Source organism: bacterium, from assembly GCA_041649255.1.
In the GTDB taxonomy this organism is placed as follows: Bacteria; Hydrothermota; UBA3073; order JACQXS01; family JAQTXJ01; genus JAQTXJ01.
Genome location: JBAZNK010000015.1, coordinates 74,602 through 96,373, shown reverse-complemented (window position 1 = coordinate 96,373; position 21,772 = coordinate 74,602). Strand labels below are relative to the sequence as shown.

General features: G+C 36.1%; 13 protein-coding genes. 12 read left to right on the top strand and 1 reads right to left on the bottom strand.

The genetic code is table 11. The annotated features are described in order from the left end of the window. The 8 genes from WC614_10820 to WC614_10785 form a co-directional block, all read left to right on the top strand. Positions 1-1,508: SBBP repeat-containing protein (locus WC614_10820; protein MFA5033496.1), on the top strand; the 1,508-nt coding region annotated here is incomplete at its 5' end. A 78-nt stretch (positions 1,509-1,586) separates the two neighbouring features. Then, positions 1,587-8,018: a T9SS type A sorting domain-containing protein gene (locus WC614_10815; protein ID MFA5033495.1), complete on the top strand. Its 6,432-nt coding sequence runs from the start codon at positions 1,587-1,589 to the stop codon at positions 8,016-8,018. Between the two features lie 121 nt (positions 8,019-8,139). Beyond that, positions 8,140-9,171, top strand: a complete 1,032-nt coding sequence (locus WC614_10810; protein ID MFA5033494.1) for an SDR family NAD(P)-dependent oxidoreductase — start codon at positions 8,140-8,142, stop codon at positions 9,169-9,171. Positions 9,172-9,174: 3 nt separating this feature from the next. Continuing rightward, positions 9,175-10,353, top strand: coding sequence for a glycosyltransferase family 4 protein (locus tag WC614_10805; GenBank protein ID MFA5033493.1), 1,179 nt, complete (start codon positions 9,175-9,177; stop codon positions 10,351-10,353). Further along, positions 10,354-11,055 (top strand): glycosyltransferase, encoded by a 702-nt coding sequence (locus tag WC614_10800; GenBank protein MFA5033492.1) that lies wholly within the window; start codon positions 10,354-10,356, stop codon positions 11,053-11,055. It abuts the gene before it with no gap. 17 nt (positions 11,056-11,072) lie between these two features. Continuing rightward, positions 11,073-11,615 carry an acyltransferase gene (locus WC614_10795; protein ID MFA5033491.1) on the top strand — a complete coding sequence of 181 codons (543 nt, stop codon included), beginning with the start codon at positions 11,073-11,075 and terminating at the stop codon, positions 11,613-11,615. A gap of 42 nt (positions 11,616-11,657) precedes the next feature. Next, positions 11,658-13,454: a glycosyltransferase family 39 protein gene (locus WC614_10790; protein ID MFA5033490.1), complete on the top strand. Its 1,797-nt coding sequence runs from the start codon at positions 11,658-11,660 to the stop codon at positions 13,452-13,454. Next, positions 13,451-15,232 (top strand): glycosyltransferase family 39 protein, encoded by a 1,782-nt coding sequence (locus WC614_10785; GenBank protein MFA5033489.1) that lies wholly within the window; start codon positions 13,451-13,453, stop codon positions 15,230-15,232. Before WC614_10790 ends, WC614_10785 begins: the two co-directional genes overlap by 4 nt. Here the strand turns inward: WC614_10785 and tdh are convergent. Then, complete coding sequence (tdh, locus tag WC614_10780) at positions 15,221-16,279, bottom strand: L-threonine 3-dehydrogenase (GenBank protein MFA5033488.1); 1,059 nt, start codon at positions 16,277-16,279, stop codon at positions 15,221-15,223. The genes WC614_10785 and tdh overlap by 12 nt on opposite strands. 78 nt (positions 16,280-16,357) lie before the next feature. Between tdh and polA the strand changes: the two genes are divergently transcribed. From polA to WC614_10760, 4 genes are all read left to right on the top strand, one after another. Beyond that, complete coding sequence (polA, locus tag WC614_10775; protein ID MFA5033487.1) at positions 16,358-18,952, top strand: DNA polymerase I; 2,595 nt, start codon at positions 16,358-16,360, stop codon at positions 18,950-18,952. 308 nt (positions 18,953-19,260) lie between these two features. After that, entirely contained in the window at positions 19,261-20,322 is a 1,062-nt protein-coding gene (locus WC614_10770; GenBank protein MFA5033486.1) for a virulence RhuM family protein, read from the top strand. 156 nt (positions 20,323-20,478) lie between these two features. After that, complete coding sequence (gene coaE / locus WC614_10765; GenBank protein MFA5033485.1) at positions 20,479-21,072, top strand: dephospho-CoA kinase; 594 nt, start codon at positions 20,479-20,481, stop codon at positions 21,070-21,072. A gap of 102 nt (positions 21,073-21,174) precedes the next feature. Then, positions 21,175-21,708 carry a GyrI-like domain-containing protein gene (locus WC614_10760; protein MFA5033484.1) on the top strand — a complete coding sequence of 178 codons (534 nt, stop codon included), beginning with the start codon at positions 21,175-21,177 and terminating at the stop codon, positions 21,706-21,708. Positions 21,709-21,772: the final 64 nt, after the last annotated feature.

The window sequence follows — 21,772 nt, the reverse complement described above, 5'->3', positions numbered from 1 at the left end:
CAGTGGATGATAGTGGAAATGTATATGTAACGGGAAGTAGTATGGACACAACGGCTTATCCTGACTATGCAACGATAAAATATAATAGTTCAGGAGATACGGTATGGGTTAGAAGATATGATGGACCAGACAATGATGGCGATAATGCATACGCAATTGCAGTGGATAAAAATGGGAACGTGTATGTGACGGGAAGGAGTGTTGGAATTGGGACTGATTATGATTATGCAACTATAAAATACAACAGTTCAGGGGGTACAGTTTGGGTTAGGAGATATGATTCAGGGGGAGGGACAGGGTATAAAACTGATGAAGCAAGCGCGATAGCTGTAGATGATAGCGGAAATGTTTACGTAACAGGCCGTTCTTTTGGTTATGGGACGATAAAATATAATAGTTCCGGAGATAGTATGTGGGTCAGAAGTTATATTGGAATCGGTTCTGGCGCTGTTCCTCATGCTTACGCAATCACAGTTGACAATAATGGTAATGTATATGTAACCGGAGCGAGTTCTAATGGTATAGATGCTTTGGACTATGCAACAATAAAATACAACAGTGTAGGAGATACCGTATGGGTCAGAAGATATAGTGGAACAGCAAAGAGTTATAAGGAACCAAAAGGATATGACTTTGATAAGACAAAAGGATTTGCCCGGGGGGGGGGAGCAGCAGCTATAGCAGTTGATAACAATGAAAATGTTTATGTTACAGGAGCAATTTCAGAATCAGATAGTTTTAATTACGGGACAATAAAATATAATAGTTATGGGAATATAATATGGGACAAAAAGTATTGTACCGGAAGATGGGCTGAAGCAACTGCGCTTGCATTGGATAGTAGTGGAAATGTGTATGTAACCGGAAAAGAAGGTTATACAGTAGGGGATACCAGTGTTGATTGTGTTACAATAAAATACAACAGTTTAGGAGATACTGTATGGATTAGAAAATATGAAGGACAAGGTTATAATGATTGTGGGACAGGAATTGCAGTAGATACTAATGGGAATGCATATGTAACCGGGTATAGCGGAGGGGCAACTTCATGGGATTATGCAACAATAAAATACAGCAGTTCGGGGAGTGAAGAATGGGTACAAAGATATAATGGTCCCGGGAGCGGTGACGATAGAGCATATGCAATTGCAGTTGATAACAAAGGATATGTATACGTAACTGGAAGCAGTGCTGGCTCTTCCTTCGATTATGATTATACAACGATAAAATATTCTACAGTAGGAATAGAGGAACCATTAACTTTGGATTTTGGATTGGGGATTTGGGAATTAAAAGCATTTCCTAATCCATTTGTTAAGAATACAGAGCTAAGAGTAAAGGGTAGCGCGTTAAAAGATAATAAAATACAAATTTATGATTTGGGGGGACGATTGGTAAAAACAACCCATAGTAACATTATAGGAAATGACTTAAAAAAAGGAATTTATTTCGTAAAGGTAAATAATTACAAACCGATAAAAGTAGTAAAGATGTCCTACGTAAAGTAGGTAGTAGGAAGCAGGTAGTAGATAGGAACAGAAAGTGAAAAGTAAAGAATTGTTCAAAAAGAAAATAGGGGGTACGAAATGAGAAAGGTCTTAGTTTTTGTAAGTTTAATTGTTTCGCTGGTTTGTCTTATGGGGAAGCAAATAAACGCAGCAGTGATAGATGAAAACTCACCGTGGGGAGTAGTAGTATGGCGTTACGGGGATACAGATGAAATTAGAAATAGAGTATTGGATTCTGTTGTCAGTTTAGGGTGTTCGTGGATAAGACTAAGTGGATTTGGAAATGGTGAATGGTGTGGTCTAAATCCAAATGACTATACGGTCAATCCCTCTGATTATTGGGAATGGTTCTGGAGCAAGTTACAAATCGATGGAATGAATAACACGGATAAATGGATAGATGCAGCAAATGAGCATGGTTTAAAAGTTGTGCTTGCTACATGGCCTAACCCACTTGATCCAATCAATCCCACAGATTACTATTCTGGTAGTAATTTAGATAAACATAAAAGCCAATGGACAAGTTTTTGGGCAGGAATGGCTACTCATTTCAAAGGAAAAGGAGTTTATGATTACTACGTTAGTCTTGAATCCGGCAGTAATGCAAGTCCTACAACTAACACAGTTTTCCAACTGGATGGGAATTTAGTTCATCAAAGCAGTAATATAGGTTCGATAGTAAGAAATAGACCATGGGCACATAAAGTAGTGGTATTAGGAAATTACGCTTATGTTACAGCCGGAGGAGCAGGAGTATTTAAAATAGGGATTAATTCTTCTTCTTCCAATCCTAATTATCTTGAGGCTGTTTGTTGTCCGACAGCTGGTTATGCTTATGGGATAGCAGTGGATAATCTCATAGCAAATCCTCCTTATCTTTATGTTGCGGAAGGAGGAATGACACCCGTTGGATATCCAGACGATAGAAAACCGGGACTTGAGGTAATAGATATTAGTTCATTTTCAATAATTACCAGCTCCGATATCCCTTGTCGTTTTTCATCAGATATTAATGGTTGGGGTTGGGATGTCGCGATTGATGGCAATTTTGCTTATGTTGCGGACGGCGTTTTAATTGGCACGGAGACTACTCTTGGAGGCAATAATATCAAAAGAGTAAATATCCAAGACCCATATCATCCAAGTGAAGATATCTCTTATAATCAAGAATGTGGTGCAAAAGGGGTAGCAGTATTAAGCGATGGGACTGTTTTTGCTGCCGGTGGGAGTCAGGGGCTTTTCAAATATACCTCGACTTCCAAAGTTACTTACGATGGCAATGACTTAGGAGGTCATTTAGCAGAACAGGTAAAGTTATTTAAGAATTCTAATGTGCCTTATGCTTGTGTTACAGGCAGGGGATATAAAGGTAATAATGGAGGGCTCTGGGTAATAAAAACTGATGGTAATATGTCTAATCCTTCTGACGGCTATGTTGACCTCCTTGGTGGCTATGCGGAAGGAGTAGCAATAGGACAACAAGAAGTGAGTGGAGAATTACACACCTTTGCCTATATCGCAAACGGGCAGAAAGGACTTAGGGTAGTAGATGTTACAGACCCTGCAAATCCACTAAAATTAGAATGGGTCGTTGAAACTGTAATTCATGATAATATTCCTCTTAGTGGTAATGGTTATGCAAATGGAGTCGCGGTATCTAGCGACGGGAAGTATGTTTATGTTGCAAATAGGAGTAAAGGACTGGATATAATAGATGTTTCTGGACTCCCTTCTATTAAACCTTCTTTAGTTGGCAATGGGTATACATTCCCGGATAATTCACCTAATCTTGCATACTGGGACCAAGCGTTATGGAGTGATTGGGGAAATAATTGGAGAAGTCATCCCTGTGCGGATAAAGTAGAGGTTTCTTTTATTTCCCCACCTACCGATGAACCGGAAAGTCATTATTTAGACCAGTGGTATAATGTTTTCAAACAGGCTTGCGAACACGATTTTGCCTATGTTAATACAAGCGCAAAAGCAATACATGATGTTTATACTGCTGATAATAAAACTGCTACGGTAATAGCTATGACTAACCCGACAGGCATTACACGTTGTGTAGAAGGTATGGGACCGAGGGGACCCGAGAGAAAATACCAGGTAAGCGTTTCTCTTCCTCCTTACTGGGATGAGGATTACGAGATTAGACCCAATAATGCTACAGCCCCAATTACTTTACATCCGGACGATGGGTTTGGGATAAATAAAGATGGGAATGTAATATCTACACCTTTAAAAGAGTTTTCTACAGTCACAGGTTCGAATTCAAATTCTGACTACACCATTGAAATGATTAAGCGTATGGATAAATATATAAATTATCATTATAATAACGAAGAAAACGCCCCTGCCTGTAATATTGACGCAACTGGACCCTATGGAGGCTATAAGGATCCTACGGGACAAGAAGATGATGTCTATGCCATTCGCAAGGACTGGAACAGCAGAAGTTGCTGGCTTTATCGAACCAGTGGCACTAAGTTAAATATTCCCTCAAAAAACCTCTTGTGGAGTATGGAAAGACATGTTTTCGGAAATACGCAAGGGACAGAGCCTATGCCAGAGTTGAAGCCCAAATTACTGCAATACCTAAGTGAATTTTTAGACGGCGAACAGGGGAAGAATAAAGCGTTTATATGGCATTTATTAGATGATCGCACCAATAAGGATGGATTGCTTTATAGCTCAGCAAGTACTCTCCCTGCTGGACCACCTTTCTCACATAAAGATAATCCCAGTGGCATACATGTATATACAGATGTGCATGAGGCTATACTGGAAACTAAATGGGATAATTATAGTATGCCTGATGAAACATGGCTTAGTTCCGACCTTTCAAATTCAACCGGAGACAATAACAGCAGGAAAATCGTTGCGGATGATAATGGCAACTTACATCTTGTTTTTGCATCTACGATGGGACATAACGGAGGGGGCGGGTCTGTAATACAATATGCAACAAGTACGGATAATGGACAAACTTGGCACGGGAAAAGAACTTTAGGGGATGGGAGATACCCCGCAATTGCAGTAAATGCAAATAACAGGATAAGTGTTTGTTGGATAGGGGTAGATAATCAATTGCATTATAGGGCCACTACAGATTTCTTGGATATAACTGATGGTGCCCTTATGTGGGGGAAAGACGTGGTATTACATTTTGTGTGGCAGAGCGAAGTTGGATTTTGTTATCAATCCCCCCCTGCCATTGCAGTAAAAGATAATGTAGTCCATATAGTAGCTCATTATGTTGCTTACACTGGTATATTTGTTAGCGTTATTATTCCTCGTCAATTCAATGTTTTAGATTATTTGAATAGTCCGACTTTTTTCCCAATAACAAATGGTCCTCTTTTGGATTATTGGGCTACATTACATAACACAGAAATTTCACATCCTTCAATTTCTTTGAATTATAACAACCCACATATATGTTGGGAAAGAGACGGTATAATAAAATATAAATACTGCATAGGAAGTAACTGGTATCCTACTAATCCAGCCACGATTTCAGACGTAGAGTCACATAATTCTTGTATAGGTATAAAAGGCGGGGAGGTGTTCATTGCATGGGAGACTGTAATTTCAGGAATGGCTGATATATTTGCAACACATTTTCCTGTGCCAAGCGGAAGCTCTCCTGTAATTAACAGAATAAATATAAGCAATAGTTCTGAAGATAGTAGATACCCGGTACTTGCCGAAGGGGAAAAGGTAGTCTGGCAGGAAGATGAAAAGATTTACTGGACAGATTTTAATGCGCTTATGAATAAGAACATTGATGTTCCTACTCCTTCTGTTTTGTATACTCCAATTAATGCTGTTCCTTGTTTCCCCCAGGTTTGTTTAAGTAATAAATACAAGACTTCAATACCCGAAGGATATGTCGGCACAATTAACCTTGTATGTACCGATGCGCCAGGGGGACCTGTGAATACTGAAAATCCCGGGCTTGGCAACTATTTCTTTAAAATAACATACTCCAGCCAGGATATTATAATTATAAACCACCCGGAAACATTTACAGGAATTTTAGAGGGCACTTTTCACTGGACCAGAGACACCTACCTTGCCGGTGACGTTACAATAGACACAGGCGCGACTTTAACGATTGACCCCGGTGTCAAAATCTATAGCATCCCATTCTACGACGACCAGCATTCAGGCGCAGATACAGGAAAAGCACAGTTAACAGTTAAAGGAACTCTTATTGCAAATTCAGTAACCTTTGTAGCGGATACCACTCATAACGACACGACCACAACAAACAGCTGGTATGGTATAGTTGTAGACAGCGGCGGCAGTGTTGAGCTTCACGGTTGCACCATACAGGACGCAAAATACGGCATCTATGCAAACGGAGGGTCGGTTGTTGCTATGAATAACTTAATTACAAACGACAGTATTGGAGTTTACGTCAACTCTAATGCAAATTTAGTCAGCTTAGGAAATATAGTAAATACAAGCACTTACGACGACGGTATGAACTCGTTTCTAAATAATATCTCGTGGAATCTCGTAAATACTGACACTTTGAATAATGTGTATTGTCAGGCGGATTATTGGGGTACATTCGATACTACTCAACTCAAGATTTACGGAAAAGCATCGTATATTCCATTTGGGAAAGACCTACTTGGCGCAAACTGGACTATTGCAAACGATACCACAATCTACGGCACTTACTGGAACGTAGGAACCTTCAAAATTAACAGCGGTAAGACGGCAAAAGTCGCCTCAAAATCAATCAATACTACCGGCTGGATTGCAATAGAAGCCGATAGTTTCGACATTCAAGGGACGTTCTCTGCAGATTCGGCGGGCTGGACAGCCGGTGAAGGTCCGGGAACTGGCGCTACAGGCGCTTCGGCATACGGAGCAGGCGGTGGATCATACGGTGGCAGAGCTGGGGCAGGAGGTTGCAATTTGCAGGGTGATACCAGTAAATACGGCGGTTATGCTTATGGTAATCTCGAAAATCCATGTGATATGGGAAGCGGTGGCGGAAACTCTGACGTAACTCTTGTATACAAAGGCGGAGCAGGTGGTGGAATTATAAGATTAATATCTTCAGGAACTATAAATGTAGCAGGAACAATCAAGAGTGATGGGAAAAATGGTGCCGGTTCAGGAACTAAAGCAGCTGGTGGTGGCTCAGGTGGTTCTGTATGGCTGCAAACCAACAAGTTAACCGGCTCAGGTTTAATAAGCGCAAAAGGTGGAAATGGCTCAAATGGAAGCAGTGCCGACGGCGGGGGCGGTTCAGGGGGCAGGCTGAATATCTGGTATAATCAATCTTCGTTTACGGGGAGGATTGATGTGTCGGGTGGACTTGCTTACGACAACGCTGGTTTCGGACAAATGGGAACGGCATTAATTCACCAGACGGATGATTCGGTAAAACTTGTTCTCTCGCCTATGCAAACACAAAGCTCTACTGACAGCAGGTTTGGGTTTACTAAAGGGATTGAATTCACGGATAAATATATAAGATTAACAAGTGGGGATACTATATTCGGAAACTGCAAAATGAGAGCGAAGGATTCGATTATAGTAAATGCCTCATCTTACATCATTGCGGACGAAAAAGGTTATCGTCACGGACAGGGAATAGGATACGGTCATTTTGGGAGTAGCTCGCATGGCGCAGGTGGAGCGGGATTTGGAAATCTTGGAGGTCACGGGTCTTACTATACACAAGGTGGAATCGGAGACGGCGGAATAATGTATGGCGATTCTTTAATGACTGATTTGACAATAAACGAGTTAGGGAGCGGCGGAGGCGATTTTGCAGACATCAGCGGTTACAGGCACGGCGGGGGAAATGGAGGTGGATTAATAGAATTGCAGTGTACGGATACAAGTGCGGGAACGATTGTCCTAAACGGAACGTTATCCGTAAACGGAAGCAACGGAACGTCACAGAGCGGATATGCAGGCGGTGGAGCCAGCGGTGGAGCGGTTTTATTATTCGCAAAATACCTGCAAGGCACAGGAATAATCAATGCGACCGGTGGAAATGGCGGAACGATATCAAACTGCAAAGCTGGCGGTGGAGCGGGTGGACGGGTGATATTCTACACGGACAGCCCGGACAGCACATACTCAATTTCAGTATCGGTGGCGGGAGGAGATTCCGGAGGAACTGGCTCAACACCGGGAGGAATTGGAACATTTGTACGGACTGTGCTTCCTTCAGAATTTACACCTGTATCTTATGTGAATAAAGCAGGATTGCCATTTGTGTTTAAGATGTTCCAGAATTATCCGAATCCGTTCAGGAATAAGACGACTATAAAGTATCAGATACCTGTAACGAGTAAAGTATCGCTAATGATTTATGATTTAACGGGAAGGTGTGTAAAGGCGTTAGTCAACGAAGAACAGGTGCCTGGATATTACAAAGCAGAACTGAATTCGAAAGACTATCCGACGGGAATATACTTTGCGAAGTTTAAGGCTGGCGAATACAAAGAGACAAAGAAACTCATATTGATGAAGTAAAACCCTGAACAATAAAAAGCCATTTCTGTTTTTCAGAGATGGCTTTTTATTGTTGTATTTTCTTACTCTCTGACAATAACAAATACTTGACAATTATATAATAAGTCAATATTTTACTAAAATGCGAGTTTTGGTTACAGGTGGAGCCGGTTTTATTGGAAGTAATGTCGCTAATAGGTTAATCGGTAATGGCAACGAGGTAATTGTGTTTGATAATTTATCAAGACGCGGCTCGGAATTAAACTTGAAATGGTTAAAAAAGAACGGAAAATTTACTTTCATTAAAGGCGACACCAGAGATAAAAAAGCAGTAAATAATGTATTCAAAAAGTATTCTCCTATAGATACAGTATTTCACTTCGCAGCGCAAACAGCAGTGACAACTTCCGTAATTAATCCCGCAGAAGATTTTGAGATAAATGCAATGGGAACATTTAATTTGCTTGAAGCTTGCAGAAAAGAAGAAAATAAACCATTGGTTGTTTTTTCATCTACTAACAAAGTATACGGTAAACTTGAAAATACTAGTTTGGTAGAAAAATCAAAACGATACGAAGCTAAAAACTTAAAAAATGGTATAAATGAATCTACAAAATTGGATTTTTATTCGCCTTATGGGTGTTCTAAGGGATGTGCAGACCAATATGTCAGAGATTATTCAAGAATGTATGACTTGCCAACAATAGTATTCAGAATGTCTTGTATATACGGGGAAAGACAATTTGGAGTGGAAGACCAGGGATGGGTTGCATGGTTCATAATAACGGCTATAAGAAATAGACAATTAACAATTTACGGCAACGGCAAACAAATAAGAGATATCCTTTTTATTGAAGATTATGTTAATTTATGTATGTCTGCTGTGAAAAATAAAGATAAAATAAAAGGAAAAGTATATAATATCGGTGGCGGGAAAGAAAATACTATATCACTTTTAGAGTTAATAGATACGATAGAAGATAAATTAGGTAAAAAAATAAAATGTAAATTTAGTGACCCAAGACCGGGAGACCAGTTATTTTATGTTTCGGATACCACTAAAGCAAAGCAAGATATGAAGTGGAAACCAAATGTTAATGTTGCCAAAGGAGTCCATCGGCTTTATCAATGGCTAATAGAACATAAAAAGGAAATAGAAAGCGTTTTGCCTTAAAAAATGCGGATTTTATTTGTTATCCCGGTATATACAGATAAAATTGGGGGCAGGGAAAGGTATTTGTATAAGATTTCCGAAGAATTGTCAAAAGAGTATGATGTGGAAGTAGTAACGAGATTTGATATCCCCCTTGATTATTTTGCTTCAAGCAATAGATTTTTGGCGAGTTCAAAAAATAAAACTTATTTCAACGGTAAAATTAAAGTCAATGTTATAGGGATAAGTTTTTTTGAAAAAATATGGCTTTTGCCTGTATATAAATTGTATTTTAACTTAAAAACTCAGAAAATTGCAAAGTGGCTGTATAATAAAGTATGGGTAAAGAAAATTATTCCTTTTGTAAAATCGGCGGATGTTGTTGAATATCACGGAACAGGACAAGAACTCCTTAGTTTTGGCGTATTAGAATCTTGCAGGATACTTAATAAACCATTTATAGTTTTACCACATAGTCATCCCGGAAGTTGGGGGGATTGGGGTATTGATATTAAACTTTATAAGTCTGCAGATAGAATAATAGTAAATAGCGAATCTGAAAAACAATTTATGGTATCAAAAGAAATATTAGCAGAAAAAATAAGAGTTATATATGGTGCGCCAATTATTGAAACTAAAACCTGCCACAGTGAGGATGGAAAATATTTCAGGAAAAAATATAATATTACAGGAGATATGATATTGTTTGTTGGTAGAAAGATAAAAGGCAAGGGATATGTTTCATTGATTAAAGCAATGGATTTAGTATGGAAAAATAATCCCGAAACTTATTTTGTATTTATCGGTAGTGGAGAGTCTATATATTCACTAAAAGATAAAAGAGTAATTGAACTTGGATGGTGCGATGAGTTTGAAAAAATAAGTGCGTATAAGGCTTGTGATATATTTTGTATGCCTTCTTATGAAGAAGCATTCGGGATTGTTTATACTGAGGCGTGGATGTTTGGCAAACCTGTAATTGGCGGAAATATCCCGGCGTTAAAAGAGGTAATATCCGAAGGAGTAGACGGATTGCTTGTTAAACAGGACCCGGAAGATATTGCAGCAGCGATATTAAAATTATTAAATGATAAGTCTTTAAGAGATAAAATGGGAATAGCGGGCAAGAAAAAAGTGGACGAAAAATTTAATTGGAATAAAGTTACTGGGGATATAAAAAGCTTATATAATAGTTTAACCTAAATGTACGATTTAAGTTTAATAATTGCATGTTATAATGAAGAACAAATATTTGTAAAAAATGTATCTGAGATTATAGAAATTTTAGATAAAACAAATCTGAATTATGAAATTATATTTGTTGATGATTGTAGTAAAGATAGAACAAGAGAAAAAATAGAAGAAATAATGTTAACGTATAAGGATAAAAATTTACAAAAAATATTTCATAAGGAAAATATAGGACGTGGGGGCGCGGTAAAAGATGGAATTAGAATAGCTAAAGGAAAAACAACGGGATATGTAGATGTTGACTTGGAAGTAAGTGCTGAGTATATTCCTGAGTTTGTAAATGCAATAAAGAAAGGATATGATATAGCTGTAGCCCATAGAAATTACAAATTTCAAATTAAGTCAATAGATAGATGGATATTAACTAAAGGATATCATTTATTGGTAGAAATTATTTTGGGACTCCCATACAAAGATACTGAAGCCGGGTATAAGTTTTTTGATACTAATAAGATAATGCCTATGATTGATGAAACAGATGATATGCAATGGTTTTGGGATACGGAATTTATGGCTAGAGCATATTTACATAACTATAAAGTAAAAGAAATCCCCTGCATATTTATTAGAAAATATGAAAAACAATCTACAGTTAGAACTTTTTATGATTCACTTCATTTTTTTATAAAATTGCTTAAATTTAAAGAATTTTGATTACTAAAAGGCAAATTATGAAAGCTTTGGAAGAAATAGGTATTAAGAAAGGAATAAAGTATGTTTTTACTACTATTGCAGTATGTATCTTAAAATTAATGATTTTTTCGCCTTGTAGAATATTCTTTTTAAGGCTATTAGGGGTTAAAATAGGCAAACATTGCGTTATTAATTCAATTAAATTTTTTAATTGCTATAGAAGAGGATTTCGAGGCTTAAATATCGGGAATGAGTGTTTTTTGGGTGAGGATATTATGATTGATCTGGCAAACGAAGTTCATATAGGTGATAAAGTTAGTATTGGCGCGAGAGTGATGATAATGACTCATATTAATGTTGGATATAAAGATCATCCATTACAAAAGTTTTTCCCCTGTTCTTCAAAACCTGTTATAATAAAATCAGGTTCATTTATCGGTGTCAATTCAACAATCCTTTCCGGTGTGGAGATTGGAGAATGTGCTTTTATAGGAGCTTGTAGTATGATAAGTAAAAATGTTGAATCATATACTATGGTTGCCGGGATACCGGCAAAAACAATCCGGACTCTTTCCGATTAATAAAAATATAGCTGTTAGTTAACCAAAATATATCCTTGCTATATGAGAAACTATAAAAAACAACATTACGAATTATTTTTTTTGATACTTATTCTTGCCGGAGCTTTTATTTTACGATTGTGGGGTGTAAATTTTGGACTGCCCGGATTATTCCATTTAGATGAAAGAATATTTCCGGTCGACGCCTTTTATAGATTATCGCATAAAGGACAAATTCCTTTTGTCCATCATTCTTATCCTTATGGTGATTTAATCCCTAATATGCTTGCCGTATTCTATGGAATATATTATTTAATCTTAAAACTTATAAAAATAGTTCACACTCCTTTTGATTTTTTGGTGTTTTATATTAGAAACCCGTCAAGTGTATATTTAATTGGAAGAATGTTGTTTGTTCTCTCGTCAACTGCCAGTGTTTTTGTTCTATATTTAATAGGAAAAAGGCTTTGCAATAAAACGGTTGGTTTTCTCTCTGCTTTTTTTCTCGCTTTTAATTTCTTATCAGTTCAACAGGCGAAATTTATGAAAGGCGATACTTTGGGGACTTTGCTGATGTTGATTTCAGTTTATTTTTGCTTTCCCCAAAAAGATGAAGAGGATGTTAATGGACAAATAAAACATAAAAAGTATATTCTTACAGGTATATTTGCCGGACTTGCAATAGCTGCAAGGTTTACTTTAGTTGTTTATTTGATTGTTCCCGTAATTGTTTTTCTTATGGATAAGAAAATATTATTTGCTAACAAAATTAAAAATTGTTTAATTTTTATCCTTTGCAGTATATCTACATTTTTGATATTAACTCCTTCTGTGATTTTTAGATGTTATATATTTTTTATTAATATGCTTAGTCTTGGAATACAAGTTGGGGAAGCGTCAAAAAGTATAAATTCTAACTCTGCATGGATGATACATATGGATAATGGAATCGGAATACCCTTGGCAATAATTGGAATTTTAGGAATGTTATATTCGTTATATAAAAAAGAGAATATCAGCCTGATTGTATTTGTAGTCCTTTTTGGAAGCGCTGTTTTTAATCTTGCTACTCCCTCGTGGCATGCAATTGCTATAATTCCTTTTATTGTTTTCTTTGCGGCTAAGTTTATATATGAGATTAGTATCATAATTTGTAAAAAGAAACCAAAAACGAGACATTTTTTTCTTGCCGTTGTAAGTATATTAGTTGTAATTCCGCCGTTATTGAATGTATTAAAATATAATTATTTGATAAGCTGCCCGGATACAAGAAATTTAGCTAAAGAATTTATTGAAAAAACGATTCCTCCGGGAAGCAAGATAGTATCTGAAGGAATGGAATATTTTGAACAAACTTCTATTCTGGGGGTTCCTATAAATAAAAGTAAAAAACAATTGCAGGAACAATTTGATAAGGTAAAAAAAGAAGGTTTTGGAGGTGCTCTTGTTCTCGCAGAAATCAAGGGGCAAAAGGAACCGAGCTATACACTGGAGAATATTTTAATTTTGGAAGATCCTCCTTATAAAAATGAAAAATATGATACTACAGTTGAAATTTATTTAGAGCACAATATAGATTATTTGATTATGAGTAGCTGGGTAAGAGACTGTAGTTGGAATTATAGTAAGTATATTATGCCGGAAAAATTTGCAATTTCACTGGAAAAAGAATATGAGATTATAAAAGAATTCAAGCCTAATCCGGTCTTTGATTGGGATTATTATTGTTTTTCAAAAATAGATTATAACGCTCTATCTAAAGTAGCAATATGGCATAGAAAGATTATTGGTGGACCAATTATAAAAATATATAAGAAAAGAATCTCTCCTTTACCTATTTGTCAAACAGACAGAAAATGAATCTCCATAAAGAAAAACAAAGTATATTACTGCTCTCATTTATTATTTTAATAGCTTTTGTTTTAAGAATATGGGAATTTAATTTTGGTTTACCAAGTTTATTCCACTATGATGAAAGACTTTTCCCTGTAGATGCTTTTTATAGGTTGTCTCATAAAGGACAAGCTTCCCCTACTTATCATTTTTATGCTTATGGCGATTTAATTCCTAATATACTTGCCGTATTCTATGGTATATATTATTTAATCTTAAAATTTATAAAAATAGTTTATACTCCTTTTGATTTTCTGGTACTTTATGCAAGAGACCCATCAAGTGTATATCTGATTGGCAGAATGCTATTTGTTCTTTCATCAAGCATTAGTGTTTTTGTTCTATATTTAATAGGAAAGAGACTTTACAATAAAACAGTAGGACTCCTCTCTGCTTTTTTCTTTACGTTTAGCTTTTTAGCTGTTCAACAGGCAAAATTTATGAAGGAGGATGCTTTAGGAATTTTAATGATGTTGATTTCAGTTTATTTTTGCTTTTCCCAAAAAGATGAAGAGGATGTTAATGGACGAATAAAACGTAAAAAGTATATTCTTACAGGTATATTTGCCGGTCTTGCAATAGCGGCAAGATTCACTTTGGTTATTTATTTAATTACTCCTGCAATCGTTTTTCTTATGGAGAAAAAAATATTATTTACTAATAGAATTAAAAATTGCTTAACCTTTATCCTGTGCAGTGTAACTACATTCTTGGCGTTAACGCCTTCGGCAATATTTAGTTTTGATAAGTTTACGAATACAATATTTGGTCTTGGAACTCGATTTAGTGTGTCAAGAAGTGTAAGTATACAACCTAATTGGTTAATTTATTTGACAGAGCATATAAAAAATGGAATTGGAATGCCATTAGAAATAGTTGGAATTTTAGGAATATTATATTCATTATATAAAAAAGAGAATGTTAGTTTTATTGTATTCATAATTCTTTTTTGGGGTGCCATTTTAAATCTTGGGACTTGTCCATGGTATGCAATTGCTATAATTCCTTTTATTGTTTTCTTTGCGGCTAAGTTTATATATGAGATTAGTATCATAATTTGTAAAAAGAAACCAAAAACGAGACATTTTTTTATTGCTGTTGTAAGTATATTAGTCGTAATTCCGCCGTTATTGAATGTATTAAAATATAATTATTTGATAAGCTGCCCGGATACAAGAAATTTAGCTAAAGAATTTATTGAAAAAACAATCCCTCCTGAGAGCAAGATAGTGTCTGAAGGAATGGAATATTTTGACCAAACTTCCATTGTGGGAGTTCCTTTACATAAAAGCAATAAACAATTCAAGGAACAATTTGAGAGAGCAAGCAAACAAAATGTAAACGGAATCTTTTTACTTGCAATGATTAAAGGGCAGAAAGACCCTAGGTATATATTGGAAAATGTTTCTGTTTTAGAAAAACCCCCTTATATTGGTGGATATGTTACTACCGTGAAGATTTATACTCAAAACGAAGTGGATTATTTAATCACAACCAGCTGGGTTAGAGGAAGAGAAGAAGGAGATACGATGCCGGATGAATTTAGAAAGTCTTTTGAAAAAGACCGTATATTTATAAAAGAATTTGTTCCTAATCCTGTTTTTAAATGGGATTATTATTGTTTTAAAGTAGATTATAATGCTCTTTCAAAAGTCTCGATATTTGATAAAAATATTACAGGTGGACCTATTATAAGGATATATAAATTAAAGAAACCTTTAGAGAGTGTTGAATTACGGGAATAGAATTACTTTAGCGGCAGTTTTGTTTAGCATTTCAGAAAATCCCTTGTCAAATTCTTCAAGCTTGAGCTTATGCGTAATTACAGGCGAGATATCAAGTTTTTTGTATGCAAGGAGGTTTCTTACTTTGAACCACGTATCAAACATCAGTCTTCCGCTTATTCCGTAAATGGTAACCCCTTTAAATATTATACTGTTGTAATCTATAGTGATTGTCCCCGGTGTAATTCCGAAAGCAGAGAATCTTCCCCCTCTGCGGACTGCTTTTATCGCGAGTTCAATTGTTTTGGGCGAACCTGCCATATCAAGGACGACGTCTGCCCCTATACCTTTTGTTTCGTCTAATATTCTTTTTAAAGGGTCTTCATTCTTTGGATTAATACAAATGTCCGCTCCCATTTTTTTTGCAATGTCAAGCCTGAATTGCTCGACTTCTACGACTATCACTTGCGCTGCGCCTGCTACTTTTGCCACTCCCGTTGAAAATAAACCTGTTGGTCCTGCACCAAGAATAACGACGGTTTTGGCGGTGACAGGTTCAACTAACGTGCAGTACACTGCATTTCCAATCGGTTCCTGTACTGAGGCAAATTCAGGTGGTATGGATTTATCGTTTTTCCATATTACACTTTCCGGGACCGTAATATACTCCGCAAAACAACCGTCACAATCTACTCCAAGTATTTTGACGTTATGACATATATGCATCTGTCCTGTCATACATTGGATACATCCTCCGCATGGGATATGAGTTTCTGCGGATACGTAATCCCCTACTTTTATATTTTTTACGCAAGACCCAACTTCTACTACTTCACCTGCAAATTCATGCCCCATCGTTTGCGGTAAGTTTTTTATTCTGTTCTGTGCCCATTCATTCCAACTGTAAATATGAACGTCTGTCCCGCATATGGAAGTAGCTTTTACTTTAACTAACACCTCATACGAAGAGGGTTTAGGTGCTTCAATATCTACAAGTGTTGCCCCTAGTTGGGGACTTATTTTACGGATTGATTTCATTTTCATAAAGAGGAAATTAATACAATTCATATAAATGTCAAGTCAGAAATAGTAAAAAATGTTTTACTCTTGACATAGCTTTGTTTTACAATAAAATCCTATACTTATATGAAAACGTTCTGGCTTGTAGACGGGCATTCTATTGCTTACCGTTCTTATTTCGCTTTTATGCACAATCCCCTCAGAAATTCTAAAGGAGAAAATACTTCTGCCGTATTTGGGTTTATTAATTCGTTGGTTAAATTGTTAACCGAGAAAAAACCGGAATATATGTTTGTTGCGTTTGATGCTCCGCATCCTACTTTTCGTCACGAGCAGTTTAAGGATTATAAAATTCAGAGACCTCCGACGCCGTCGGATTTATCTTCCCAGTTTCCGATAATAAAAAACGTCGTAGAAATAATGGGCGTTACGCTTATTGAAAAACCCGGCGTAGAAGCAGATGATATTATCGGTACTATTGCAATAGCGGCAAGAGATAAAGGATTTGAGGTTACGATATTTGCGGACGACAAGGATTTCCTGCAATTGGAGTCGCAGGGGATAAAAATTTTGAGCGCAAGGACTTTTGAGTTTGTACACTGCGAAGAAAAATTAGGTATCCCGCCTGCTTTGGTTCCGGATTACCTTGCGCTTACAGGAGACTCGATAGATAATATTCCGGGCGTGTATGGGATAGGTCCGAAAAATGCGCAAAAACTTATAACGGAAATAGGCGGGCTGGATAAAATATACGAGAATATACCTTCTGTAAAGGGTGAAAAAATAAAAGAATCACTGGTGAAAAATAAAGATAATGCATATATGTCAAAGATGCTTGCTACTATCAAGACTGATGTTGATGTCGGGATTGATATTTCCGAAATGACGGTAAAGGAAACAAATAAAGAAAATTTGTTCAATATTTTGAGAGAGTTGGAGTTTTATTCGCTTGTTAAAAAATTGATTCCTGATAGTTTTGAAGTTGCAAACAAAGATAATACCGTCAAAGGTAAAACAAAAGTTGCAACAAGTAAGGAAGAACAGTCAACTTTGTCTATCTTTTCACAGATTCCGCAGAAACAAGAAAATCCGGAATCTGTTTTGGAAACGGACTGGGATAGTTTCTTGGAAGGTATCGGGGGAAAAGTTAGTGTAGCTTTTAAGGACAATGGTTTTGCATTGGGAACGGATAAAGAGAAAATTGTTTTTTCTGATGGTTCCGACAAGAAAGAGAATCTCGAAAAGCTTAATTCTATTATCAATAATGAGGATATTGAAAAAATTACGGCAGACAGCAAGTATTTGTTTCATAATTTCCGTGTAAAGGGAAAAGTTTTTGACATAGGATTAGCCGGGTATTTGCTGGAACCCGGTGTGAAAGAACCTTCGCTTGAAGCTATGAGTATTAAATGGCTTGGGAAAACGCTGGTAAGTTCGGATGAAATAGATTATCTTGGTAAAAGCGTAGACGTATGCACTAAAGCGTATCCGGTTTTGAAAGCTAAACTTGAAGAAGAGGGGTTGAATACTATATACAATGATATGGAACTCCCATTAGCAAGAATTCTTGCCGGGATGGAGGAAAAGGGAGTTCTTATAGATAAAAAATATTTTGCCGATGAATCCGAAAAGTTGGGTAAAAGAATCAATAAAATAGAAGAATCAATATATGAGGATGTGGGGGAGAGGTTTAACTTGAGGTCTCCTTCACAGTTAAGTAAAATTCTTTTTGAGAAATTGAATTTACCTAAATCAAAACATAAAAAGACGCATTATTCTACTGAACAGGATGTTTTGGATGAACTGGCAAAGATACATCCTTTGCCGAAAAAAATATTAGAATATCGTGAATTGTTCAAATTAAAATCTACATATATTGATACTCTGCCTGTATTGGCAGATGAAAACAGTAGAGTGCATACGATATGGCAGCAAACGGGTACTATAACGGGAAGGTTGTCATCAAAAGACCCGAATCTACAAAATATACCGGATATGGAGATAAAACAGGGATTTATTGCTCCTGAAGGATATGTTATAATGGATGCGGATTATTCTCAAATAGAATTGAGGATACTTGCAGGTGTTTCAAAAGATGATATTCTTTTAGAAGCATTTAAAAATAATGAAGACATTCACAGGAAAACGGCAGGATTGATATTTAATGTTCCGGAAGAGCAGATTAACCAAACACAGAGGGATATAGCGAAAGTGGTTAATTTTGGAATTGTATATGGAATGGGACCTTTTGGATTGGCGCAGAGGCTGAACATTCTTCCTGAAGAAGCTTTAACTTTTATAACGTCTTATTTTCTTACCTATCCGGGTGTAAAAAACTGGATAGATAAACAAATAGAAAATGCAAAGAAAAACGGTTATGTTGAGACTATTCTTGGGCGAAAAAGGTGGTTGCCGAATATAGGTTCGGAAAAAGGCAGGAGCAAAGAGTTTGAGGAACGGGTGGCAATAAATGCTCCATTACAGGGAACGGCGGCAGATATGATAAAAATAGCAATGATAAAAATTCAACCGCAATTAAAAGATTTCAATGCGAATATAATAATGCAGGTTCACGACGAATTAGTATTGGAAGTGCCTGAAGATAAGGTAAAGGAAGTACAATCATTGGTAAAATATGAAATGGAAAACGCGTTAGATATAGGTGTGCCGGTAGTAGTAGGAATTGGTGTAGGTAAAGACTGGCATTCTGCACACCCTTAGGCAAAATTAAAAATTAAAATGCAAAAATTAAATAGCGTAAAAAGAATATTTTTTCCGTATGCAAAGTTATTTGGAATATAATTTTAACATTCAGATTTATAATTTAAGCTTGCCTGTTTTTTTATTTTTGATATTTACATTTTAATATTTGATTTGATGTGATATGATTATTGGCGTGACAGGTGATATAGGGACAGGGAAGTCCACAGTTACTAAGTTCTTGAGATGATTTAGCAAGGGTATTCGGATTTGGAAAATACGGCTTGACTAAACGATGTTTATTAATAAAATATTTCTAATTTGAAAATATGAAAAAGAATAAACAGATTGCCCAACAAAACAGTTTTACTGAATTTCTACTCTACACTACACCAAACGGCAAAGTGAAAGTGGAGATATTTTTGCGTGACGAAACCTTATGGCTGACGCAAAAGAGAATGGCAGATTTGTTTGGTGTTGGTATTCCGGCTATCAATAAGCATCTCAAAAACATCTTTGAAAATGGTGAATTACAAGAAGATTCAGTTATTTCCATTTTGGAAACAACTGCCAAAGACGGAAAAAAATATTCTACTAAATTCTACAATCTTGACGCTATCATTTCCGTTGGTTACCGTGTTAATTCAAGACAGGCAACACTCTTTCGCATCTGGGCGACCCAGGTTCTAAAAGAGTATATTATTAAAGGCTTTGCTATGGATGATGAGCGGTTGAAAACCCCCGGTAACATCTTTGGTAAAGATTATTTTGAAGAGCAACTGGCGCGAATCAGGAATATTCGCAGCAGTGAGAGAAGATTTTACCAGAAAATTACTGATATTTACTCGCAATGCAGTGCTGATTATAATCCGGATGAAGAAATCACTCGACAATTTTTTGCTACAGTTCAGAACAAACTTCATTTTGCAATAAGCGGTCAAACTGCGGCAGAAATTATTTATCAAAGGGTAGGAAGTGAAAAAAATAATATGGGGCTCACAGTATGGAAAAACGCACCCAAAGGAGACATTAGAAAAACCGATGTCAGCATTGCTAAAAATTATTTAAATGAAAAAGAACTGGACGAACTTAATAGAATCGTAACAATGTATCTTGATTATGCAGAAATGCAGGCGAAAAAGGGTGTCGTTATGTATATGAAAGATTGGGTAGAGAAACTGGATGCTTTTTTACAGTTCAACGGAAAAGAAATTCTGCAAGACAGCGGTAAAATCAGCCACGAAGTTGCGATAGCTTTAGCAGAGAGCGAATATGAAAAGTATATGGTTGTTCAAAATAAAATACTTGAATCCGACTTTGACCGCGAAGTAAAAAAGTTATTAGACTCTAAAAATAAACTTACTCCGTTAGATAAGAAAAATAAAAAATAATTTATACATATCTACAAATGGAGTGGAAAAAGTAGAAGAATGCGTTTTTTGGATAAGAAGGCTTTTGGAATATGTTTTTAATAAACAGATTTATAATTTAAGTTTGTCTGTTTTTTATTTTTGATATTTAATATTTGATTTTTGATTTGGAGTAATATGATTATTGGCGTGACAGGTGATATAGGGACAGGAAAATCCACAGTTGCTAAGTTTTTAAAAGAATTTAGCAAGGGTGAAATCATAAATGTAGACAAACTTGGATGGGAAATCCTTGAAAAAAAGAAAGCAAAACTTATAGATACGTTTGGTGAGAAAATAATAACAAGAGGCAAAATAGACAGGAAAAAATTGGGAAAAATAGTTTTTAATGACAAAAATAAATTGCAATTATTAAATTCCATTATTCATCCTTTACTTGTAAAAGAATTGAAAAATCGTATTCTGAAAATACCTGATGATATCCTTAAAATAGTAGATTGTGCGTTGGTATATCAATGGGAAATAGAGGAATGGTTTGATAGGCTTATTGTTGTAACGTCAAGTTATGAGAGCAGGCAAAAGAGGACAAAAAGATTAAAGTATAACAAAGAAATTATAGATAATATTATGAAATCACAGATAGTTAATTATGGTCAGGATAAGTGTGATAAACTTGTAGATATAATCATTGAGAATAACTCGAGTTTAAGTGCTTTGAGAGCTAAGGTAAAAAAAGTATGGGTATCATTATTATTAGCAATAGGGCAGTGACAAATTGAAACAATATCTTTGAAATTTAATTGACAAGTATAAAAAAAGAGTTACTTAAAATGGAGTTTTATAACATATTATAAATTAATAAAGGGGGGAAGGATGTTGAAGTTTTTTTGTGCGGTTTCAGCCGTTTTATTTGTGGCCGGTTGTTCTTCTAACCTGCCTGATGTCCAGGTTAAAACTGTGGACAAAATGCAGGTTTTATTTGTCGAGAAACAGGGAAATTTTTCCGATATAGGAAATGCGATGGGAATGCTTTTCCAGTATGCAGGAACAAATGGTATTCAATATGCAGGAGCGCCTTTTGGAGTTTATTATGATGATCCCAAAAAGGTGGCGCCGGAAAAATGCAGATACGATGTATGCGTCCCGATAGTTCCGGTAGCAGATAGTATTGCAGGAAAAATTACCGGGGATATAAAGATAAAAGAAATACCTGCGATAGAAGTGGCTTTTCTTTTACATAAAGGTGCGTATAGCAAAGTTGGACCTTCATGGGGCGGATTATTCAAATGGATATTTAGGAACGGATATAAACCTGACGGCCCGGGAAGAGAATTTTATTTGAATTCTCCTCAAGAAGTACCTGAAGATTCACTTTTAACAGAAATACAAATACCGGTAAAAAAATAAGATAATTCTATCCCGCTATAACACTTAATTTGATTGTTGTAGCGGGATTCTTTTATATCCGTGT